The 24,275-nt window shown below is 42.1% G+C and carries 18 protein-coding genes; 9 read left to right on the forward strand and 9 right to left on the reverse strand.

The window, feature by feature from the left end; all coding sequences use genetic code 11:
- Positions 1–174 precede the first annotated feature (174 nt).
- Together Q8W40_RS27050 and Q8W40_RS27055 are read right to left on the reverse strand one after the other, a co-directional pair.
- Positions 175–357 (reverse strand): hypothetical protein, encoded by a 183-nt coding sequence (locus Q8W40_RS27050; protein WP_126609626.1) that lies wholly within the window; start codon positions 355–357, stop codon positions 175–177.
- A gap of 112 nt (positions 358–469) precedes the next feature.
- Positions 470–934, reverse strand: a complete 465-nt coding sequence (locus tag Q8W40_RS27055; protein WP_305401975.1) for an anthrone oxygenase family protein — start codon at positions 932–934, stop codon at positions 470–472.
- A gap of 137 nt (positions 935–1,071) precedes the next feature.
- Here Q8W40_RS27055 and Q8W40_RS27060 point away from each other — a divergent pair, with 137 nt between their 5' ends.
- Positions 1,072–2,040, forward strand: a complete 969-nt coding sequence (locus tag Q8W40_RS27060; protein WP_305401976.1) for an AraC family transcriptional regulator — start codon at positions 1,072–1,074, stop codon at positions 2,038–2,040.
- A 157-nt stretch (positions 2,041–2,197) separates the two neighbouring features.
- On the forward strand, positions 2,198–3,439 hold the full coding sequence (locus tag Q8W40_RS27065; RefSeq protein WP_305401977.1) for an alpha-L-fucosidase: 1,242 nt from the start codon (positions 2,198–2,200) through the stop codon (positions 3,437–3,439).
- Positions 3,440–3,504: 65 nt separating this feature from the next.
- Here the strand turns inward: Q8W40_RS27065 and Q8W40_RS27070 are convergent, their stop codons facing one another.
- Entirely contained in the window at positions 3,505–4,341 is an 837-nt protein-coding gene (locus tag Q8W40_RS27070) for a helix-turn-helix transcriptional regulator (RefSeq protein WP_305401978.1), read from the reverse strand.
- 177 nt (positions 4,342–4,518) lie between these two features.
- On the opposite strand from Q8W40_RS27070, the gene Q8W40_RS27075 reads away from it, so the two are divergent.
- The 6 genes from Q8W40_RS27075 to Q8W40_RS27100 all read left to right on the forward strand — a co-directional run bounded on the left by Q8W40_RS27075 (position 4,519) and on the right by Q8W40_RS27100 (position 15,154).
- The gene (locus tag Q8W40_RS27075) at positions 4,519–6,423 is read left to right on the forward strand and encodes an ABC transporter substrate-binding protein (protein ID WP_305401979.1); all 1,905 of its coding nucleotides are present in this window, start codon (positions 4,519–4,521) and stop codon (positions 6,421–6,423) included.
- A 316-nt stretch (positions 6,424–6,739) separates the two neighbouring features.
- A complete protein-coding gene (locus Q8W40_RS27080; protein ID WP_305401981.1) occupies positions 6,740–7,690 on the forward strand; it encodes a hypothetical protein in 951 nt (316 codons plus the stop codon).
- Positions 7,691–7,905: 215 nt separating this feature from the next.
- Positions 7,906–11,334, forward strand: coding sequence for a S41 family peptidase (locus tag Q8W40_RS27085; protein ID WP_305401982.1), 3,429 nt, complete (start codon positions 7,906–7,908; stop codon positions 11,332–11,334).
- Positions 11,335–12,279: 945 nt separating this feature from the next.
- Positions 12,280–13,794, forward strand: coding sequence for an FAD-dependent oxidoreductase (locus Q8W40_RS27090; RefSeq protein ID WP_305401983.1), 1,515 nt, complete (start codon positions 12,280–12,282; stop codon positions 13,792–13,794).
- Positions 13,791–14,585: a hypothetical protein gene (locus tag Q8W40_RS27095; protein ID WP_305401984.1), complete on the forward strand. Its 795-nt coding sequence runs from the start codon at positions 13,791–13,793 to the stop codon at positions 14,583–14,585. The genes Q8W40_RS27090 and Q8W40_RS27095 overlap by 4 nt, the downstream gene beginning before the upstream one ends.
- Positions 14,586–14,737: 152 nt before the next feature.
- A complete protein-coding gene (locus tag Q8W40_RS27100) occupies positions 14,738–15,154 on the forward strand; it encodes a GFA family protein (protein ID WP_305401985.1) in 417 nt (138 codons plus the stop codon).
- A 24-nt stretch (positions 15,155–15,178) separates the two neighbouring features.
- Here Q8W40_RS27100 and Q8W40_RS27105 read toward each other — a convergent pair whose 3' ends face one another.
- The 5 genes from Q8W40_RS27105 to Q8W40_RS27125 form a co-directional block, all read right to left on the reverse strand.
- Positions 15,179–15,745: an MAPEG family protein gene (locus tag Q8W40_RS27105; RefSeq protein ID WP_305401986.1), complete on the reverse strand. Its 567-nt coding sequence runs from the start codon at positions 15,743–15,745 to the stop codon at positions 15,179–15,181.
- 269 nt (positions 15,746–16,014) lie between these two features.
- Positions 16,015–16,788 carry a hypothetical protein gene (locus Q8W40_RS27110; protein WP_305401987.1) on the reverse strand — a complete coding sequence of 258 codons (774 nt, stop codon included), beginning with the start codon at positions 16,786–16,788 and terminating at the stop codon, positions 16,015–16,017.
- 281 nt (positions 16,789–17,069) lie between these two features.
- A complete protein-coding gene (locus Q8W40_RS27115) occupies positions 17,070–18,980 on the reverse strand; it encodes a TonB-dependent receptor domain-containing protein (RefSeq protein WP_305401988.1) in 1,911 nt (636 codons plus the stop codon).
- Positions 18,981–19,000: 20 nt separating this feature from the next.
- Positions 19,001–20,680, reverse strand: coding sequence for an alpha/beta hydrolase-fold protein (locus Q8W40_RS27120; RefSeq protein ID WP_305401992.1), 1,680 nt, complete (start codon positions 20,678–20,680; stop codon positions 19,001–19,003).
- Between the two features lie 239 nt (positions 20,681–20,919).
- Positions 20,920–21,918: an NADP-dependent oxidoreductase gene (locus Q8W40_RS27125; protein ID WP_305401989.1), complete on the reverse strand. Its 999-nt coding sequence runs from the start codon at positions 21,916–21,918 to the stop codon at positions 20,920–20,922.
- A 95-nt stretch (positions 21,919–22,013) separates the two neighbouring features.
- Between Q8W40_RS27125 and Q8W40_RS27130 the strand changes: the two genes are divergently transcribed.
- The gene (locus tag Q8W40_RS27130) at positions 22,014–22,925 is read left to right on the forward strand and encodes a LysR family transcriptional regulator (RefSeq protein WP_305401990.1); all 912 of its coding nucleotides are present in this window, start codon (positions 22,014–22,016) and stop codon (positions 22,923–22,925) included.
- A 77-nt stretch (positions 22,926–23,002) separates the two neighbouring features.
- Here Q8W40_RS27130 and Q8W40_RS27135 read toward each other — a convergent pair whose 3' ends face one another.
- Positions 23,003–24,034, reverse strand: a complete 1,032-nt coding sequence (locus Q8W40_RS27135) for a S66 family peptidase (RefSeq protein ID WP_305401991.1) — start codon at positions 24,032–24,034, stop codon at positions 23,003–23,005.
- Positions 24,035–24,275: the final 241 nt, after the last annotated feature.

Consider the following 24,275-nt stretch of genomic DNA (forward strand, 5'->3'; position numbering starts at 1 on the left):
TTATAGTTAAACATTTGAAAAGCTTACTCTAAAATATAAAACTCCAAACAGCAAAAAGAGCCTGCAGTTTTACTGCAGGCTCTTTGGGTTTACATGTAACACTCTGAATAGGCTTTCTTTATACCTAAACAACCTCAAAGTAAACGGTACTGCGAGAATGGTTTGGGTATAAACTTAGTTGATGTTACTGAGCATCTCTATCAATTCAATTTCGGTTTCTGGGATCTTCGCCAATTCAATAGAGGGAGAGTTTCCTCCTTTGAGCATATAGGCGTTTTGTGTACAGTGATCATAGTGAAACCACTTACCATTCACGCACACGTCGGTGTAACACCGAGGATCATCCTTTAATTTCATATAACACCCCTTTAACACTGAATAACAAATACAACCTACCCGTAACATATGAAACACAGCTTGATCTAGATCAAACTGAATTGGATTGGCACACTGATTTCATAAATCCGGTTTATTGAATGACAAAATGGCTAGCCATAAGCGTTATCGAAACAAGACTTAAACACCCTCTTATCGCGTTCCAGCGACCCCATTTTTGAAGATAATGTTGCCATGTTTGATTCAGCTGGGTGCCTGAATCTTTTAACCGATTATTGAGTGGAACATTAAAAAATAACGTTATAAGAAAACCGGATATGGCGAGCCCTGCGCCGAACAAAAACAGTAACATTGTTGGTGCTTGTTCTTGGTGCAAGATGATCAGAATGCAAAGAATGCTGCTCAAAGGCGAAGAGAAAAATACCGTAAAGAACCCCTTATTCAAAATGACCTCATTGATTCTCACCATAACCTCTGGTGTCTTTCGCTCTTTCAATACAGGCATAACCGTGTTGTAGAAAATGAAATAAAGCCCTGCAAGTAGCGATGTTGTAACAAAGGTGACAATTTCCAGCACCATCAACAATGAATCAAACACACTCTTCTCCTTTTCGTTTGGGTAGTTGGGTAGTTGGGTAGATAGCCAAGCTATTGAATCAGTAATTGTGTATTTAATAGAAATGGGCAATCATTTGATTTGCATAAAGTTCGCAATTCTTTGCAGGAAGTACAAAAATGCCTAACAGCAATCTAAGCGCTCAAGATCGTCTGCGGAACAAAATCACCCATCAATCAGAGAATGTATCCCCACTTGCCTACCTAACGATGAGAAGCGTCTTTTATACGCACTCTCTGTTAGAAGAGCCCTGGGGTATTGCTATGCCTAGCATTCCTTCCAGCTGCATGTTTCATCTCATTACGAGCGGTACGGCTACCTTAAATATTGGTGAGGAAAGCATAGTGCTGCAAGAAGGGGATTTTATCCTCCTACCCAAAGGAAACGGGCATAGTTTTGTGGATAGGAAAGGGTCTGAGGAAGTCAATCTTTTAGATTTAGAGATAAAGAAGATAGGGAATCATCACGAGCAACTGATTATTCAAGGCTCTGGTCCCAAAACTCAAGCATTGTGCGGTACGGTTGTATTCGACAGCGAGCTTGCTCATTCGATTACCAAATCGATGCCTGATTTCGTTTTCATTGGTTCTGATTCAAACCTCTACTCCACCCTTTCCCAAACCGTATCTTTGATTCAGCAAGAGCTCGCCCACGAAGAGTTTGCATCCAGTATCGTCATCACCAAATTGGCTGACATCTTGATTCTTCAGAGTATCCGATCTTGGATTTCAGAACTTCCTGCAAATGACCAGTCTTGGATCAACGCTCACTCAGACAAACACTTAGCAAAGGTAATGGCAACCATTCACCACTCCCCAGCTTCAAACCTTGATGTTAATACACTTGCCAAGATTGCTGGGATGTCTCGGACCGCTTTTATTGATCATTTCAAACAAGTAGTAGGTTCAACCCCCAAAAAGTACGTCACTGATTGGAGATTGAATCTCGCCAAAGATAAGCTCACCAAAGGGAGTGAATCCATAATAAGTATTGCGATGAGCGTTGGTTATCAATCTGAAGCTGCTTTTAGTCGTGCGTACAAAGCGACATTTGGTTTTCCCCCTTCCCAAACTAAGAAATATAGTTAACGACTTAAGCATGAATACTAAAAAGGAAATCTAATTTTTTTGAACTCGGATTTCCCTCATATCAGTTTTGATAAATACTTTGGACATATCTGACATTTATTTCTGTTTATCCCTTCCCTAAATTCCCCTTACATTCATGAAATATATAGGGAAAGAGATGCAAAACAACTTACCAACCCAAAGACAACTGGAATTCCAAAGTTGGGAGATGGGTATTTTTGTTCATTTTGGTATTCGAACGTTTAATGAAGGAGTGGCAGATTTTAGTCAAGATATCATGTCCCCTTCTTCCTTTAACCCAACTCAACTTGATTGTAACCAGTGGGCTAAAGTAGCCTCGGACTCTGGCGCTAACTATATGGTTTTCGTGGCCAAGCACCATGATGGGTTTGCCAATTGGCCCAGCCAATACACCGACTATTCTGTGGCCTCCTCATCTTGGCAAAGCGGTAAAGGGGATGTTGTTCAGCAATATGTGGATGCTTGCAGGGCTTATGATTTAAGAGTGGGGCTTTATTACTCTCCAGCGGATATAAACTGCCCTATCTATGAAGACGAAAAAGCGTATGACGACTATTTTATCGACCAAGTGACTGAACTGCTAGACGGGCGTTACGGTGATATTGATATGTTGTGGTTTGATGGATGTGGGTCAGAAAATCACACTTATGATTGGACCCGAATAGTGAAAGCCATTAGAGAAATGCAGCCTAATATCTTACTTTTCAATATGGGAGATCCGGATTATCGGTGGGTTGGAAATGAATCGGGCATAGCCCCAAGCCCATGCTTTAATACTATCAGCGAGCTCGACTTTTCAATTAAAACCCAAAAACGCATAAAAGTATCTGAAGATGGTGTTTGGCTACCCGCAGAATGTGACTTCATGATGCGCGACAATACGTGGTTTTACAGTGAAAACACGAGCCAAACTGTTAAGCAACCCGATGAATTAGTGGGAATTTATCATTATTCCGTAGGTCGCGGTACTAATATGCTTCTTAATATAGGCCCCGACCGCAAAGGGCTGTTTCCCAATGAAGAGGTCGACAGTTTAAACATATTCGCTCAAAAGATTCAGCGAAAATTCTCCAACCCTATTGCTTCCATTATCAATTTTAGCCAAGCCAACGATGTATGGGAGTCTCGATTGCCAGAATCTCAACTCATTGATTGTTTGGTATTGCAAGAGGAGACGGAGTTAGGCGAGGCAGTCGAAAGCTTTCGAATATTAATCACGCCATACACTGGCGGGAACGCTATTGTCGTTTATCAAGGTACATCCATTGGTCATAAAGCGATAGCTCGCTTTCCTACCGTGAGAACCGCAGAAATAAGGGTAGAAATTACGAGTGCTCGTCAGAATGTTCAATTAAAGACAATAAACGTATTTAAGTAACTTAACTGACCATAACCTTATACAGTTACTCTGTTGTTCTGTTGTTCTGTTGTTCTGTTGTTCTGTTAGCCATTGAGCGCAGTGCTAGTTTTAGACATTCGCAATTTGAAATTTGACGGCGTGGTGCCTATAACTTGCTTAAATTGCTTGCTGAAACTGTATATATCTGGATAGCTCAGCACTTCAGCGACATGTGTAATTGAAAGATCAGGGTGTGCGAGTAAGTCACACCCTAGCTTTATTCGGCTTACTTTACGAAAATTTCCCGGTGTAATTCCCACTTCATCTTTAAACCACTTTCTGAATGCTGAGTAACTCAGCCCTAAGCCTTTAGCTACCATGGGTAACGGTTCGTTCCAATTCGATAATAGTTTTTCTTTCGCAAGTGCTTTCTTCTGGTCTCCATAACATGTGTCACTCGATTCTTTCTGCGTACCGAGTAGAAACAACCAATTTTGCATCGCATTCATAGCCGTCATATACCAATCGGGGGAGTGACTTTGTAAAGCTAGATTTAATCGGTTGAACTGTTTAATACTTTCTGGCGTGTTAGTAGTTCGGAATGTGACATCATTTGGAATAAGTGCCATTTGGGAAAAATGCGAATAGAGATCGCCAGACATTAAGCAAAATTGCTCACGGTACGTTTCAGTAGGGATAACACATGTTGAGTGCAGAGCCTTCGGCTGCCGCTGAAATACGTCCCCTTTTTTTAAAATCTTCACGTTATCGTGTTGATCTTTAAACCACAGCTCACCCGAAATTATTACGCTTAAACTGTAATCAAGAGTATCGATATCCAAGTGTTGAAAAAGCCGCTCTGTGTGGCAATTAAATTCCCCGACACCAATTCGATGTAACCTTCCTTCAAGCTCGTAATGTCGATAAAAACATCGCTCCATGAAAACCAAGCTCCATCTGCTCTAACAAATAATCATAATGAAACACTATATCATTTTTAACAAAATAAAATATCATTATTGACATATTTCAAGAAGACTGAATTTCATAGTCTATGACATTGATATCGCCACAACGAATACACTCTTGTCATTCCATGTCATACAAGGAAACGAAACATGGGAATAAAAATCTACCCTATCTCTACACTACTAATTACACTGCCTATTAGTTCTTTGGCAGCCACATTCAACCAAGCTCCCCAGCTAGCCAACTTAGTTGAAGAAGGAGCTCTTCCCTCCGTGAAAGAAAGACTGCCCGACAACCCACTTGTGGTCGTCCCTTTTCAGTCGATAGGTCAATACGGTGGTACCTTAAACTTGTTGGGTCAAACCACAGACAGCGGGCACAGTATTCGAGTACTAGGCTACGAAAACCTTTTCAGCTTCGATGCTCGATACACTAAGGTTATTCCTCATTTAGCGGTTGAATACCGTGCCAACAAATCCAATACGGAATACACAATAACCCTAAGACAAAAAGTGAGATGGTCTGATGGTCGGTTATTTACGGCTCATGACATTGCTTTCTTCATTAACGATGTATTGGGTGATCCCGAGTATTCCGGTCCTCGCCCTTTGTCATTACCCAAAAATGATTCAGCTCATGTGGAAGTCATTAACGATTACAAATTCAAAATTAACCTTAAGAAACCTAATGGATTGTTTATACGTTCGCTCGCGTCCGTTGATAGCGAAGTCTTTACAATGTACCCAAAACACTACTGCCAACAGTTTTTTCCAGCTTTCAATGTAAAAGCGAGAGAATACGCGAAAGAGGCCGGGTTCGATTCTTGGCGACAATACGCAAGCACAAAGTGCAATTCGCATTACGTTATAGAAGGTTGGACAAATGTCGACAAACCTGTACTCACCGCATGGAAAGTGAAAGTGCCCCGAGGCCCTAATGCCGAATACGCCTTGTATGAGCGAAACCCGTACTACTGTCAAGTAGATACTAAAGGTAACCAACTCCCTTACCTAGATTCTGTTCGATTTCGCTTTAGTGAAAACAAAGAAGAAATGGCACTGCGAGCCGTTGCTGGTTTTGCTGATTATCAAGCAAGGCATATTGGTGCACCCAACTATCGTTCAATGTTGATAAACAACGAAAATAAAGGTGGGTACAAGTATGATTTTCGACCAAGTACAGACAGCAGTAGCTTAGTCATAGCATTGAATCAAAGCCATAAAGATCCGATAAAGAGAGCCTTATTCTCCAACAAGAATTTTCGTATTGCCTTATCTCATGCGATAGATCGAGATGAAATCAGTGAGACTGTTTACGCTGGAGTTGTAAGCCCTCATCAAGCCGCTCCTAGCGAAGGCTCTCCATTTTATCGCCAAGATATGGTGACACAGTACACGTCATATGATCCTCAAAAAGCCAATGAACTACTCGATAAAATTGGGTTAGAAAAGAAAGATACTGCGGGATACCGGTTAGATTCGAGCGGAAAGCGCTTACGTATCGAAGCATTAACTTACACGACCTTAGTTGGCGATGTTTTCGACTCACTGGAGCTCATAAAATCTCAATGGAAAGATGTTGGAGTATTCCTCGACATTCGGTTGCTCGACTCACAGCACATTTCAAATCAGCGCTTAACCAATAATTTTGATGTCATTCCACTTAAAGGGGTTGGTGGTAAGGGTGTTATAGACGACCCTCGCAATTACTTACCCTACAGTACAGAGTCCACTTGGGCATTTGGATATTATTTATGGTCTCTTGACCCACAAGACCCCAATGCTATTGAGCCACCAGCTCATGTGAAAGAGCAGTTAGATCTCTGGAAGAAAATTGAGAGTACTTCGTCGGCAGAACAGCAAAAAATTCACATGAAACAAATCATTGATATCGCCCAAGAACATTTCTATGTAATAGGCACAGTAGAGCCACTCAGCCAAGGGGTAATTGTGAATAAAAGCCTACATAACGTTGACAATCAAATGCCGCAATCTTGGGTATTCCCTACCCCAGGACCATTGCGTCTCGGTCAGCTTTGGAAATCACACCAATAACTCGAAGTATTGTTTGATTGTTAGCGCCTCGCTTTCAATTTTGACGAGGCGCTGTTTTTATTTTCCGAAGAAAAACAGAACAGACTAATTTTAAAATCCATAAATATCCATTTAATCAGATTATTAACCTGAATAAATATCACAAACATAGTAATTAACTCTAAAATAATGCACTAAGCTGCTTACTTTACAAATATTGCCTGATAAGTTCGCATTGCTCTCAGAAATGATACAGAGAGCCCTATTTTCATACACATCCGTTCATTAAGCGAGTGTATGGAGAAGGTAATAAATCAATAAAAACAGGTAATTAAATATGATTTTAAAAAGAAGCTTCGCTGCCCTCGCAATTTTAACGGCTTTTAACGTCTCCGCTTACGAACACTACTCCGTATTTGAAGATTATGTGGACTCCAATAGCGTGCAAGCAACTACCGCTCGCTTGACTCAAGTCGCGAAAGAAGCCGGTGGTCAAACGACCGTCGCGGGTGCATATTCTTACGACCATCTAGGTAGAGTGACTCAACGAGATTACGCAGACAGCACTTTTGATTATGCTTACAACGAACAAGGCTTATTGCAGTCTGCTCGCGCATTGATGAAGCACGGTTCAATCAATAGCTACGTACGACACACAAAAGAGAACTTCGTTTCTGATTACAGCTACAACGATCTAGGGCAAGTCACGTTCGAAAACAAAAAAGTGTTTCATGACGAAGCAACGAATTTAGATGGCACACCTATCGCGTCATATCGAATTCAATACACGTACGGGGCAGATGGTAAGTTGCTTCAACGTCGACAAGCCCCGATTACTGGGGAAGATACCGCCGTTAGAGAGTTTCACTATTACTACCATGAAGACGGGAAGCTAAGAAAAATTCGCGAGACTCGATTCTCTACACCAAAAGAAAAGAACACATTGCTCCTTCAGTACCACCCGAATGGAGAGATTAAAAAAGCGACCCAAAAGCTATTTGGTAAGCCAACAAAAACCGTTGAAATGGAATACGTCGATGACGACTCTCTCGTATATGGTGTGTATTACGCTGATCCAGTCAAAGAATGGAAAGTGGACGTAGATTTCTTTGGGTTGGCATTTCACCCAATTCGCAATCTGAAACAAACTGTAGAAGGGAGCGTAACGAACTACAGTTACCAATACCACAACCTTGATGGCGACGTTCTACCAGACAGTTTGGAGCTATTACTCACCTTCCCTACTGGGGCGAGCACAACGTTGAATTATAGTATGAGCAACAAGTAAAGAATATTCAGAAACAAAGGCGAGCAACGTAGCTCGCCTTTTTCTTTACAAAAAGCGAACCTTATTAATAAACTGACCTCTAATCTTGACCAAACAAATGAATTCGATAATAACAATCAGATGCTTAAATAATTAGTGAACATTTTCGCTTGAGTTTTGTTCAAATTATCTGCAATTCATAATAAAAACATAAATATAAAATAAGGAAAATGGACATGAGCCATACCATGCGCTTTTCACTACTTGCTGCTTTAATTTCAGGTGTACTTTCCACAGTCCATGCAACGCAAATCATCAAACCTAACGATGTAGCAGTACAAAAAGCCGTACTAGATTCGGTGGATGAGACGGTGCCAGAAACAGGTGCTCCAAATGCGCCACTCTGGCTGCGAAATACCGCTTTGTCTCCAGATGGAAAAACCTTAGCTTTTACCTATCAAAGTAAGATATTTCTGGTTTCAAGTCAGGGGGGCGATGCTAGGTCGATCACCAATGGGGAATTTTACCCACATAATTTGATGTGGTCACCCGACAATCAAACACTCGCATTCGCAGCAAACCCTTATGGTAACGATGATGTATTCACCATAAACCTTGAAACTGGTCTGATGGCTAGGCATACGTATCATTCTGGTTCAGATATTCCGACTGGGTTCAGCGAAAACGGCGATGCTTTGTTGTTTAGTACTTCAAGGCTAACCAATAAAACGCAAGACTTTTATAGCTTGCCAGAAGGCTCCTTGTACCCTCTCGGGAATCAGCTATACCGCGTCGCACTTCACACCAATCAATCCTCTGCGGTTCTGAGCGTGCCCGCGAAACATGCAGTTTGGAATTCCGGTGAAACCAAGTTGTTGTACAACTCTCCACACAAAGACCAAGAATATCGCAAGCATCAACGTTCTTTTGCGGTTCCAAACATCTGGCTTTATGACGCCACCACAGGTAAACACAGCCAGCTCACTGAAGATCGCATCGCGGCACAACAGCCGATTTGGAATGCAGATGAGTCTGGCTTTTACTACCTAAGTGAGCGTGATGGGAATTTCAATGTGTGGTTTTACGATTTAACAACCGCAGAAAAATCTCAACTTACACATTTGTCTACGCACCCCGTCCGCCATCCGTCTGAGGATGGAAAGGGCAACCTCGCGTTTTCATATAATGGTGAGCTATACACCCAACGGCATGACGATAAAACGGCAAAGAAAGTGAACATCAATATTCACAATTTCACCGTGCAGCCAAGCCAATACCACTTCACAAATAATGCCACCAGCTTTGTCCCATCGGAACTCGACGTAGGTGAAATGCTGCTGAGCGCCTACGGTGATATTTATGCTTTCGATGCAGAAAAAACGACGGTAAAAAACATAACCAATACGATTGGTGCGGAAAAACACGTCGAATTCACCTCAGACGGATATGGCGCTATTTACAGTGCACTACGAGATGGGAAATGGGGGCTGTATACGGCATATTCCCAAAAAGAAGAAGAACGACTGTCGAAAGCAATCATGACTGACGAAGCCCCTTTTCTTGTTTCTGAAGAACACAACTTAACCCACCCCAAATACTCTCCGGATGGGAGCAAACTCGCGTTTATTGTTGATGGAAGAGCACTTCATGTGCTTGATATCAGTGATAGTAATGAAGAGTCTGTATTAGACAAAATCGAAGACGCACTTACTTCCGATAATGATGAAACCGCAAATTTAGGCGTGGAGCTTATTTCCGCGGAAACAGTCAGTGAATCAAACCGAATGGAGTTTTCTTGGTCTCCCGATTCTTCACAACTTGCTGTGCATTTATCGCCTAGCCCGTATGTGGAGCAAATTCATGTCGTGCAAGCGGATGGAAGCGAGTCCTCAATTAATGTGTCTCAAAGTGGCTTTTACAATGGCATGCCACAGTGGAGCGCTGACGGCAGAATTCTCTTTTGGGAAACATCTAAGTACGGCACAAAATCGGCAGATGGCGAAGATACCGGATTTACCCTTAACGGAATATTTGTGAATAACCGCGCAAAGAAAGATTTTAGAGACAATATCGAACCGCCAGAGGAAGACGAAAGTGCACCGAGTTACGCTTTCAACGCTAACAATATAGAGTATCGCGAGGCATTCCACCTCCCCTTCTCTACGACAGTCATTGGTGCGCACTTGATAGGCGATCACTTACTTGTCATCGATATGTATTCAGACCCATCAGGCGACTACAGTACACGAGGGTTTAGCTACAACATCAGGACCAATGAGTCTTCATTACTGTTTTCCGGTCTCCCGGAAGCCAATAGTGTTTACATCTCATCAAACCAAGAATTTGCTTACCTACTTACAGAGTATGATGTGATTGAAGTAGATACGAATTCTGGTGAGCCTCTATATCACGCCATTGATCTCCCTGTAGATTTTGATGTGGTACCGAGAAGAAAAGCCGCATTTGACCAAATCGTTACTCAAACAAAAGAGCAATACTACCGCCCCGACATGGACAATGTGGATTGGGACTTCTACAGCGACAACTACCGTAAATTTTTACCACACATTAACAATGACCTCGACTTTGCCACCATTTTAAGTGAGCTCAGTGGCGAACTGAATTCTTCTCATACTGGGGGATATGGCTTTCCGAAAGCCCCTATGCGTTACGACGAGACTGCATCGCTTGGGTTAGTGTTTGCTGAAAACATTGCCCCCTCGCTTGCTCGCACAGAATCTTCGAATTCGAATGCAGAATCCAATGCCGACGAAACTGCCGAAAGAACGACTGAAGAAGAGACATTGTTCAACCTTGTGATTAAGGAAGTGTTGCCCGGCGGTCCTGCCGACATTGAAGACGTCGTGCTTAAAGCAGGTGATCGCGTTACTGCTATAAATGGAAACCCCGTTTCTAACCTCGCTGAACTTTCTCAAACATTAAATAACAAAGTAGACACGCCTGTCTCCGTTACTTTAATGAGAGGAGAAAAGAACACTTGGCAGCAAGAAATCACCCCAATGAGCGATGGAGAGCAATATGGACTGGTTAGCAAACGTTGGGAACTGGCAAAACGCGACCACGTTCTTAAAACAAGTAATGGCAAAGTTGGTTATGTCTACCTGCCTGACATGTCTGCTCATAGTTTTGAGCACCTTCGAGCAGAAGCGCTTGGCCGCTTAAGAAACACAGAATCACTGATCATTGATGTACGCTTTAACCGAGGTGGCTTCTTAGCCGATACGTTAATTGAATTTCTAACAGCTCAAAAAGCAGCGGTTGTCGTTCCGAAAAAAGGTAAACCCGCTTCAGATGCAAGCCGACGTAGCTGGCTAAAACCTTCGGTAGTGATAGCAAACTCCGCTTCTTATTCAGAAGGCTCTGCGTTTAGCCAGTATTATCAAGATCTGAACGTCGGGCCTATTATTGGTGAGCCAGTTCCAGGAACAGGAACCACTGTAATGGGTGCGTACTCTTCAGTATACCCTGATGTTTTCTTTAGCTTCCCTTACCTTCCATTAAAAACATCCGACGGTCGTTATTACGAGAACCTTGAACTCATCCCAGATATTCAAGCCTTTAACCGACCTTCTGAAATTGCTCTTGGTAAGGACACACAATTGGATACCGCTATTGAAGCAGCACTAAATCAAATTCAGCGGTAAAGGCGAGTGGGAAATGGTTTTTTAAACAAAGTCGTTTCTGAACTAAGGCTGATGTTGATAAATTTTAAGGCGAGCAATATATACCCAAGTAACCTCAAGATGCTAGGTTCAGCGAGAGTTAACTGGCCCACGGGAGCCCATATTCTGCCCCACTTCATCGTCTAAGAACTTGGAAAGGACTCGTCATTCCGCTGCGTTCTTTTCCTTGAATTGAAACAGAATATGAGGCTCTGAATCCTGCACCTTGAGGTCACTTGGGTATAGCTCGCTTTTTACTTGAGGCGATAAGAATAGTATTCACGATGGCGGATATTTGACGTTATTGACCAAATTTGACGATACCAATCCAATAATTATCAAAGCTCTTATTACTTTGTAAGATATCAGCCATTTGGGCTGGCTTTAGTTACGGTATACCTCTCTTTCGAATTTGATTGCTCTCGCCGTCTATAAAATCGCCCAAACACTCGTAATTTATTGATATTAAATACTTAAATATAAATAGGTTAATTCGCCCTTTCCGTAAAAAAAATTTTGCTATTTTGTTAATCTGGAATTAAACGCATATTTCCATACAAACACAACACGAATAGCAACCTAACTCATATCAACACCTGCCATATACAACCTATTGATTAAAAAGGATTTTACAACGTTAGCTTTATCCCCCACCAGTTCTAGCTAGCTGATTTCTCACAAATTTGTAGGAATTCAGCGGATTGAGACTATCAGGTCCAATGAGTTAAATTCTTTTGGGAACATTCCCGTTCAAGACGCGATTGAGATTCCACTATTCTTGCTGCCTAAACGAAAAAATCATGCGTTACCCGTAAGTATCTTATGCGGTATTTGTCATTGATTTAATAGTTAATGGAAGCCCAATCAAAGCACACCGACAACGCTCATACCCTATTTGAACGTACCTAAAAAAGAAGAAATCAAAAAATGACAAGCTCTCACAAAAACCGCTTAAATCGCCCGCATGTTGCCATATTAGGTGCGGGGATTTCAGGCTTAGCCATGGCTCATGAATGCCGTAAGCGTGGATACAATGTATCCATTTACGATAAGGAACAGCAAACCGGGGGGAAATGCTTGGGTACAGTTGTTCATGGGTGTGTACACGAACTCACTCACAGACAACTGTTTGCAAAAAACCATAATTTACTTAACTTTTTAAAGGAAATCCCAACGGAGACTGGAAGCTGCTTTGACTCTTTGTACCCGCAAGACAAAGTGCAGTTTGTGTGGGGCAAAAAAGGCAAAACCATGCAATTTCAACGTCGCTACTTTCGTCACGTCGAAAAGCTCATGGATGATGCCAAATCTGCCTACGCGATGCTCTACTCAAAGGTACCTGTTCAAGACGTGCTTTGGTTTAAAAAACAGTTAGAACAAACCTTTTCTGCGGAAAAATTGCTGAAAACACCCGTTAGTGAATATTTTGAATATCAGCAAAGACCTAGGCTATCTCAATTCCTAAAACCCGTACTACTAGGTTGGATTGGTGCAACAGACAGTACACCAGCGCTATCCGTGTTAGATCTGCTCAACAACAAAACGGGCACGTTTCACCCAGACTCTCCAAACGCATACAGCCTGGGAATTCGCGAACCTATTGGCGATGCCATTATTACTCCTCTTACCGAGCATCTAATACAAAGTGGTGTGCATTTTTACCTCGGATGCGAAGTCACCTCGCTGAAACAGAATGAATCTGCCACATCGATTTCTAGTGCTATCACAAAAGAGGGGGAAACTATCGAAGCCGATTTCTTTGTGCTGGCTTTGCCTGCTCATGTCACTGAAGCACTGCTCGGTAATCACAGTAAAGCATTGGACTACAGCTACGTATTTAGCCACGGTTTCCAATTTCATTTTTCTCAAATGCCTGCCAGTTTAAAGGGGAAAACTGTGGGCATAGCGGTCGACTCGCCGTGGGGATTGAGTTACCACATTACAAGTAGAAAAGTGGGACAAGTTGAGCGAGTTTGCTTGTCCGTTACTGCCACTGATTTAAACCATGCCTTGGGGGACGTATACCAACGCCCTATGCTGGAATGTAACGAGCATGAAGTGCGAACTGAATTGCTAACGCAACTCTTCGGAAATACATCTTTAACCGAAGAAGACGCTTTTATGAGTTTTCATGTTGGATTAGGCGCAAAACTGGTTCCAGAGGAAGAGTTAGAAACAAGCTACAAAACATGGTTTAAAGGCGGCACCGTAAGAGACGATCAGGGAAACAAACAACGCTGGGTTATTCAACACGCTCTAACTCACCCGACAGCAAAAAGCATGCAATCCTTATCGGTTGACGCCTTTCACAATCTATTTTTGGTTGGAGAGTACCTCTCAGATTCAAAACAAACTTGGCATGTCCCCGTGACTCTCGAGCGTTGTATTGAAACGGTCCGATTAAGTGCTGAACAGCTGAGTGCAAAAGAGGATGTCGCATGAACAACCGTGTTTATGCACCACTTTCCTCAATTCTGTTCTTAGCGATTTGTTTTATCTATGGCAGTGGTTTCTATCAGCTAATACAAAGCTCCGTACTCATGACGCTGTTGCTAACCTTGGTCTTTCCGATCGTTTTTTGGCCGCTCATAAAAAAGGTCGACAACGACGACGAAATAAAACGCATCCTGTTTTTAGAAACAGGGTTTAATTTACTGTGTTTTTTGGCAATAAGCCATTGGATCCAAGTTGGCTTCATCGATAAAGGGTTAGTTGTCTTTTTCTTATTTCAAGCTGGCGGGTTTATATTTGTTCAGTTAAGGAAACAGGCAACGATGTCGGCGTTAATTTCACTGTGTTTAGCCGCGGCTATTGCTTACTGGATCATTGAAAGTACTCAGACTCAGCTAGAAGGTGATGGCGCACTGCTTTTGTTTGGTCAAGCCTTACCATGGCAACTCAAAGTGATTTATGGCGCATGGTTAGTACAGTTGTTGTTTGTGGAGTACAGGTACGTACTTCCTAAACTCACGCTTATGTCTTGCCACATTGCCTCCTACTTTATCGCCATTCATGCAGATGATTTTTTTCACGCTCGCATAATTACGGCTAGCCACTTACTGTTCTTAGCGCTTTGCTTTGATTTTAAGTCAATGGATTGGGGAGGTCGTCAGTTCGCCACTTCGGCAATGGTGCAACAATTCGTCTCTAAGTCCTCAGTACAGCATGCTTTGTCGGCAAGTTTATTAGCCATCGCTTTATCCAGTTTGGGGACATTGCTACTGTTTCATTAATAATGAATTGAATAAGGGGGATGTCTGTCCCCCCTATATTTCCTGTTATTCACAAAAACGGTAACACTGGCTGTTCACATCCCGCTGTCCTGACACGCTTTGTCAGTAAGGCGGAGTATTTTAATGGCTCAGTCAACTTTCTGGATCCCATTATGTCATCCTCAACCCAATGTCTTTGTGGCAAAGTATCGCTCACCGTGACCTCTCCTAGCCCCAAATTTAATGTGTGCCATTGCCATTCTTGCCAAACATGGAATGGTGGACCTTCGCTCATGATACCGTGTGGAGAAGGAGTCGATATTACTGGGAAAGAATACGTCAAGGAGTACGACTCTTCAGAGTGGGCAGTACGCGCATTTTGCTTAGATTGTGGTACGCATTTGTACAGTCGATTCAAACAAACGAATCAATTTAATGTTCCTGCTGGGCTATTTTCCCAATGGGAAGCATTGGATATGGCAATGCAGTATTTCATCGACATTAAGCCAAGTTACTACTGTTTTTCAAACAACACGCCAACAATGACGGAATCAGAGGTTTTGAGCCATTTTTCATCCGCTCCCAAGTAACCATGAGATGTTTGGTTATAAAGGCTAACGCAATAAAGCCATTAAGAAGTAACTCGCAATTCCAAACAAAGACAAAAGCCCTAACGTAATAAACAAACCACGTAAGTTATCACGCCCACTCAAGTAACTGTACGTATACCCTAACCGAGCTAACGCATAACTAACAATCCATAGGTAAGCAGTAACCGAAGGTGGGCTAGAAAGTGCAAACGGCAACACTAAAGCGAGGAAATAAACGGTGTTCTCATTAGTGTTGCGGTGAGCATTTTGAACTCGCTCTAATTCTTGCCAGCCAACGTCTGACACATCTTCTATGCTGGAATCGCTTGCTTTCCACTCTTCCGGTGTGGCGTAGATTCTATACCTCACTCTCACTAACTCAGTCGATGTCATCAACCAAACATGATTAATCAACATAATCACCCCAGAGACAGCCAACGAACCATTGATGGAATTATCAGGGGTGCTCGCTGTTAAAGGTCTTACATCTAGGAATACCCAATTTATTAGTAACGAAACCACAAACACACCAAGTGGATAGAAGATGACTATTCTGCTGAATTTGCGCTGTTTTTCGTCTAATTTATCCATTTCAACCTCCCTATCTCTCTATTTATCCTGCCATATCGCGACAAATTATTATCTTAGTTAGGAGTGAAGTTGGGTATTAAAGACTAATGAAGAATTACGTTTACTTTATTTATTAACTTAAACTTTGAGTAAGGAACAGCATAACTCATTAAATTAAATTCAAGCTGTTGTTTATTTTTTTAATCGGTGATTAACTTGTATCGGCGAAACGGCAGAAAAAGTGCCGCCTCGCCTTAGAGTAAATTTTGTTAAAATTAATTTAAAGACAATTACTTATGACATGCGTAGCATTTATCTTTGCAATTTTTTAGTGAATCTTGAGCTGCTTTGTAAGATCTATTACAGCTTTCAGCTTTTGTAGTGTACGCTATTGCGGCTTCAGCTTGAGCCTGACCGGCTCTATGACACGAAACTGAGCTTGGACGTGCTCCACACTTCAAGGATGCATTTAAAGTTGCGATATACAATGCATTTTTTTGAGACGCCACACAGCTATCAAAATTACTAAATCCACCGTATCCCCTATTCGTTAGAAAATTTTGTTGCTGAGCGCATCGACCACCGCTCATAGCTTGCATCTTACTCATCTCTGCTTTGAGAGGTATGTTAAGATCTTCCGATAACAAAACAGGATTGGTCAAGTCATCGTAGTTTTCGTCAGGAACGTATTGCGATTGAATTAATTCATAATATTGATTCTGATAGTAAAGAAGTAGTTGTTCTTCTGAAGATAAATTCCAATCAGGAATTATTTCATCACTTACTTTATAACTCAATCTGGTATCTACTGATTGAGAGTATCTCGTTATATTTCCTTCTGATAACTCTTGGTAGCTTCCAGTACTAAAACTGATTTTTAAAGTATCTTTTTTCATCTCTGTTTCAATAGTAATATTGGGAACTTCGGGGTGAGAGTACTTAAAGTGATAAGGTGAAAGATGTAAAACTGAACCATACCCTGAGTCAGAAATAAGGTTATCTAATTGTCTAGAAAAACCAAAAAAAGAAACAAAAATCAATAAATACAAAATATTATGCTTCATCAATTATTCCATACATGTGTAAAAATCGGAATAAGGAGGCTATTTCATAAGCTCAGACATAACAAAAATCAAATTTAGAAATTAGATCATATCTATTATTAATAGTGAAAGAAAACTTACTCTATATTTATTTATAAAAGCAATATCACACAAAAAACGTTATTTTATATAAGTTAAAAAAGTAATAGATGTAACAAGCCTGAACAAAATTCAGGCTTTAAGTGCTTAATGCTTAATGCTTAATGCTTAATGCTTAATGCTTAATACTAATCATTAAGATATTAAAACTCAAAATCGATAGCAGCGTAGAAAGTACGTCCAGTATCTACGTAGCCGTAATCGACATCTTGCTCGTCGAAGCGGTAATCCGTTAGATTGGTAATACCGGCTTTAACAGCAAAATTACCACTCACTTGGTAACGACCACCCAAATCAACGGTAGTGAAACCTGCCAAATCTTCTCGGCTCCAGTTAAGTTGTTTTCCGGTGTATTTCACGTCGGTAAACAATGATAACTCATCAGATGTTGCCCAATTCAAGCCCGCATTCGCCGCCCATTTTGGTGTAAAGGGCAGTTCTTCATCGGCTCTCGTATCTTTACTGTCTGTATAGGTTGCGTTGGTTGTTAGGTACACCGTATCGGAAAGATCGATCTCCCCTTCAATTTCAAAGCCTTTTGTTTCCACTTCATTACGGTTGATGTTGGTAATGATCTTTTTACCGTCTGGCGAGGTTCCCTTGTTTGAATCCAAGTCGCGATCAATCATGTCTTTCAGCTTGGTTTGATACACCGTACCTTGCACAAACCATGTTGGCTGCGTGTATACCGCTGTTAACTCAAGAGACTTAGAGGTTTCTGGTTTGAGATCTGGGTTACCTGTTAGGTAACAACTACCACGACAGCTGATCATGAAGAACTTATCTGAAGAACGCCAAATAGCTGGTGCTTTAAAGCCCTCTCCGTATCCACCTTTGATCGTCAGATTTTCTGTCGCTGAATACACAAGGTACGCTCGTGGGCTAAAGTGGCTACCAAACTCATTATGCTTGGTGTAACGACCGCTCGCCGTTAACGTCAGTTCGTCGTTTATTGAAAATTCATCTTGCAGATATACCGCCGCCTGATGGTTTTTCTCGCTGTCGGTGTAAAACTTGGTGTGGGTAATTTCTGTGTGGCTGAAATCAAACCCAGCGGTTAGTATGTGGCTACCCAAGGCTAAAACAGTTTTGCCATCTACGTTATGGTTGGTTTGCGTGCCCGTCATAACATCTGGAAGCGCTGGGTGAGCGTTATCTTCAATGATTTCTGCTTTTTCGAAATAGTAGTTCAGGTTGGAAACACCCCAACCCGATACTCGCTCGTAACCTGCACCTAGGTCAGAACGCTGACTTTCGTAGTAACTGGTACCTGAGCCTGGCCATGGAGCGACACGGTCGTCTTTCACGTAACCTAGATCAAACAGAACAGTATCTTTTTCAGTTGCGAGCCAAGTTAGGGTGGTATCAAAACTTGTTCTTTCTTGCCCTTCTTGAACCGCTGAAGTCGCAGTGCGTTCATCACTGGCTTGCCATACTTTACGATCACTCACATCTATCGACGTATTAAAAAGTAACTTATCAGGAATCACAGAACCGCTAGCAAACAAGTTATAGCTCGCTAGTTCTCCACCATCTTTTTGAGGCTTTGAAAACGCCAAGCTACCAGCAACAAACGTTTCGTCCGTTGGCTGTTTCAAAATAATGTTTACAACACCACCAATGGCTTCACTTCCGTATAGCGTAGACATAGGACCACGAACCACTTCAACACGATCAATCGCGCTCATTGGAATACTCGACATGTCGAACGAACCACGAACAATGGCGTCTTTTGAGTTCACTTTTCTTCCGTTTACTAAGATCAGCGTATAGTCCGAATCTAAACCGCGGATTTTAATAGAAGGCTCATCCCCACCACGCGAGTCGAGCTGAAGGCCGGCGATTTTCCCCAACGCTTTCGTAATATCCGTTGCAGGAATTTTACTGATTTCCTCTGAAGTAATCACACTGACCGAAGCAGGTGCTTGCTCAATGGATACCTGATTTGTCGTTGCTGTAACAACCATAACCTCATCTTGAGCATTTTCTTGAGCTACGGCAGGTGCAACTGATAGCGCTGCCGCGACTGCGCAGCTTAACTTCAACAGTTTCATTATTCGTCCTTTATGATTTACTACTTTACTGGCATTGGAAACAAGCGTTTAAGCCCATCGACCAACGTAATACGCCAACTGAAATAATCGTGTCCGCTGGCAAATTCTTTTAGCATCACCTGATAGCCTTTATCTTTAAGCACTTGATGCATGTTTCGATTGGTCCCCAAAATATTGGCGAAGTCTGGTTTGACTTCGAAAAGACCGGAATTCAGATAAACTTGAATAGGTTTGTGGGGGCTTTGTGAGATTTTCTTTGTTAGCCATTCAGCGTCTTCATGAGACCACCAGAACGATCCCGATTGGCTCAGCACCTTGCCGAAAACATCCGGATACTGGTGCGCTATATAAAGCGATGCTAACCCGCCATAACTCGCGCCAGAAAGGACGACCTGTTCAGAGTTTGGCGATATTTCGTGATGTTTCGCCAACCAAGGCATAAGCTCAGTTGCCATCATTTTTGCAAACTCCGGATTGGGTGGCAGCTCGGTTCCTCGAAGCTTTCGTGAAGGGTTGTTAACAAACACGGCTCTCATTGGAGCAAGTTCACCCGCTTCTATGAGGGCGTCTAATACGAATGGGGTCAGCCCTTTATCTAAAAAGGCATCGCCATCGAACAAGATCAGCAGTGGCGTATCCGCATTCAATTTTTGGTCGTTAAAAGGACGGTAAATCGATATCTTTCTAGAGTTACCTAACAGCTCGCTAGAAAAGGTATGATGAGTCAATTTGCCTTGTTGGGATACGGCACCGTCTAACCAATGGGCACTCGGTGGATTTCCACTTTCAATTGTAGAGTAAACTCGCCCCTCTTCGGGAACTGGCCAAGGGTTAAGATTGTTTGGGTCGGCTTGTAGAGTTGCCAAGATTGCCCTGCGTTGCTCCCACCCTTGCGGGCTCTCTAACCGAGGCATGTTTGGCGCAACTTGATAAGACAATCGAAAATCTTTAGGCACTCGGTATGATTTATACCAAGTCTTGCTGTTTTCCATACGTGACAAATGCGCGTGCCCATCGTATGGCGCACCCAATAAGCGGACGTTGTTTACGTCACCTTTCCATAGAAAAGTAAGAAGAACTTCATCGCCGGATTGGGGTTCTATGAGTGGTGTGCCATGCGCTTCTATCTCTGTCCAAAACCTCTCTTCTGCCGAGGTTTCATTGTCATCAATTGCGTTTTGCAACCTTTTCAGCCTTGGACTCAGGATTGGTTCTGATGGGTTGACGACTCTATCTTCTTTTAGTGGGACATTCCGAAGCGAAAATTGAACATTGGATGCCTTATTCCCTGCCTTAACCTCAATCGAATACGTATCGGCGTGTTGAAGATAAAGATAGATTTCTTCTTCGATTCTCTTTTGAGAGGAATGGGTCGTTAGATCTTGTGGCTCACTTGTATGTGTATCTCTTGTTTGTAAATCTCTAGCTTGCACGCTATTAAACAACGATTTAGATAATGACTGGTCACTGCGATAAACTTTGATACTGGCGAGATCACCATCGTAGGAAAATGTACCTCGTATGTACTGAGAGCGGTTTGAAGTGACCGAAATACGAGTCGTCTCACGAGCTTCAACATTTAATTCAATGTGCTCAGTCGCACCAAGCTTAAGGGTTAAATCTTTTGTTTTTTCTTCCGCGATAAGGCTGCCCGAACTCATCAAACCTAGCGAGAATAAAGACACTGAAGTGGTAAACATTTTCACGACCGCCACCAATGGTAATAATTATCATTATCGTTAATTTGGCGCGATTATACTTTGAGGAATGAACGGGTAAAGAAATGTTACATTTATGAGACGCTGACTATTGTATTACTTTAACTAACTAATAAATATAAACTTTTAGAATGGTATACTTTTTAGAATGATTTTCATGTCGAGCTCAGGGTTTACATAATTCTACTGCTCGACATGAAAAGTGACTCTCCGATAAAAGCTTAAAGCTTTATCAAAAGCTTGCCTTTGTTCTCGCCAGTAAAGAAAAGATTCATTGCAGACATTGCGCTTTCAAGTCCATTCAATACATGTGTTCTGTACTGAATCTGTCCATTCATGACATACGGTGTTAGCTTTTCTAACAACTGAGGAATCTGATGAAGGTGATCCGGCATGGCAAAACCTTGTACCGTGATTCGCTTTTTGATTAATGGAATCCAGTTGGGTCCTGCTGAAGGTTCTGAAGCTGTATAGTCGGCGATCATACCGCACACAACAATTCTTCCGTGAGCATTCATTCGGTCAAATATATGGTGCTGAATAGGACCACCTGTATTTTCAAAAAACAGGTCCACACCATCTGGCGTCAATGATTCGAGTTGAGATTTCAAGTCATCTTTCTTGTAATTGATTGCCCCATCAAAGCCTAGTTCATTGACTATCCAATCTGCTTTTTCGTCACTTCCAACCACACCAATTACACGTAAGCCCTCTGCTTTTGCAAGCTGGCCAACAATGGAGCCTACCGAACCTGCAGCACCAGTTACTACTAGTGTTTCACCCGACTTGGGTTTACCTATATTAAGTAGCCCTTGAGTGGCGGTTAAACCTGGTAAGGCGAAAACGGAAAGTGCCGTTTCTGCATCGATGTCATTCGACACCTTGTTGATACCCTGACCATTGGTCAGTGCGTATTCAGTCCAGCCCATCATTCCCATCACTTTGTCGCCCACGGCAAACTCAGAGTTTTCAGACGCTACGACTTCGCCAAAACCGCTAGAGCGCATACGAGTGTTCAATGCTACAGGTGGAATGTAGCTTTCTTCATCCGGCATCATCCAACCTATCATGGCAGGATCCATCGACATATGAGTTTGTTTAATAAGGAACTGTCCTTCGGAAAGTGCTGGAGTTTCACTCTCAATAACCTCAAACATGTGAGGTCCAATAGGGTTGCCGTCTGGACGTGCGGTAAGCAAAATTTCTTTATTTAGCGTCATTGTTTTCTCCTTAGATCGTGTAAGCAGTATTGCACAATGATTCATTTACAAATAGGCTGTATAAAGCGAATCACTTTTGCTTTAAAGGCAATAATATGGACAAACTAAAAGCACTATCCTACTTCGTAGAAACAGTAGAAAAAGGGAGTTTCTCAGCAGCAGCAAACCACTACCATGTTCCTGCTTCTTCCATTTCACGACGAATTGCCGATCTCGAAGCCGAGCTTGGCGCACAGTTACTTGTCCGAAGCACTCGATCTATCTCGCTGACAGAGGTAGGCAAGCAATACTACCAGCAAGCCCAGCATATAATTGAACAAGTGCACTTTTCCGATCAACTGGTTAAGCATTATCAAAGTGAACCGACAGGTGTATTGAAAATCAGTGCTATGGTCGGGTTTGGTGAAAGCATTCTTCTGCCTATTCTCGACGACTTTTCTAAGCACTACCCCGAAGTTATTCTTGATGTCGTGTTAAGTGATGAGCTTTCAAAACTGGAAAAGGATGATGTGGATATCGCCATACGAGGTGGCTACGCGCCAGACGAACGCGTCGTCGCCAAAAAGTTAATGAATAATGATTTCGTTGCTGCCGTTTCTCCAATCTATATCCAGCAAAATGGTAAGCCTACTTGCACTTCCGATCTCGTTCATCATCAAGGTTTATTTTTTAAAACCCCTGTCGGTCCAACACCTTGGTTAAGTGAAATTGACGGGCAATGGCAAGACGTGTCTGGAAAGGTGAAACTGGTAAGTAATAACGGACATTGGTTACTAAACAAAGCCATACATGGTGAAGGCATACTGATGCTGCCTAAATGGGTACTTCAGCCCAGTTTTGAATCAGGCGTATTGCAAGAGTTAGCCTTCGATCAACCCTTGCAAATAAGCCACGGTAGAGATTTTGCCATTTTCCTACTTTATCAAAAACTCGAATACTCAATTCCTAAAATCAAAGCCGCTGTCGATTTCATTTGTGAGCAAGTTAAGCTCTTGCAACCACACTAATCTTCACTATGGCGATTCATTCTTATAGCTTAAACCGCACCATGGGATGTCTGTTGGTAGAGCAACATTAACTCGAACTAGATTAAGGTCTGTTCGATAGCGCCAGCTCCACGATCATCCAAAGTCACCTTGGCTACCGCACCATTGATTAGGGTTAAGTTAGGAGGAACATGCCCAATATCCATGTCGTAGATCACTGGAATACCTAGGTTACCCAAATGCCTTTCTAATACTTCTAGGTAACTAAGCTCATTATTACTGGTATCTTTGGCACAGTTTCGCCCAATTAAGATCCCGTTAACGGAACTAAATACCTGCCTAAACTTCATGTTTAAAATTGCACGAGCAAGTTCAACTGGCGGCATTTCTGCATTTTCTAGATACAACAAAATACCCTTTGGCGCTTTCTTTGCAAAAGCATTGAGATCGAGATATTCAGTATTAAACAAATGATGCAGAGTATCCCAGCATCCGCCAAGTAATCGACCTTCTAAGCAGTATCCTGATTCGGGCTTTACGAGCCATTTCCATTCGGTATTGATGTTGCATTCCAATATAGCTTGTGGGTTCTCAGTAATTGGTGGCCATGTCTTTGTATGCTTTTCAGAAGCGAACTGGGTAAAGCTCTCCCCTTCATTTTGTGAAAGGTGCGATAAAGTATTTAATACCAAAGGGTCTGTCGCATTTTGAGTGAGATCCATCAAGTTTGAACAGTGCACAGTAGCCCAGCCCAGCCTAGAAGTAACCACCGATGTGATTGTACTAATATCGGAAAAACCCAGTATCCATTTGGGTTTCGCGTTAGCGAGTTTTTCGAAATCAAGATATGGAAGCAGTTCCATTGCCAACTCACCACCCCAAGGTGGCGCAATCGCATCGATCTCATCATCCATTAAAAACTGCATCAGTTCAGAAGCTCTTTCTTCGGCACAAGCACTGACGTGTTTACTCTGCCCTCTTAGGCAATTCCCTTCTATCACTCTAAACTGCAACGAGTTGAAATATTCGAGAACAAATTGATACCGCGATTCATGCGCTTCGCTAATTCCAGAAGAAAATGCCGTTACACCAATCGTGCTTCCGGCGATTAAAGGGGCTGGGTATTTCATACTATTCAGTTTCCTATAAAAGTTAGTCATTCAGCTTCAATTTTTTGAACCCATATGATGGACAAATTTTTACTATGCACTGAGTCTCATTTCATCACAAAAACAAATGAAATGGATTGCATTTAGTGGTCATATAAACACATTAAATCAACACGTTAATGAATGTAAGGATAACTAACAATTATGGATCATTTCGTTAGTATAAAAGACATATCTAAAGATCTGATAGAATCTACAGTTT

It is taken from the genome of Vibrio penaeicida (assembly GCF_030689305.1).
Classification (GTDB): domain Bacteria; phylum Pseudomonadota; class Gammaproteobacteria; order Enterobacterales; family Vibrionaceae; genus Vibrio; species Vibrio penaeicida_B.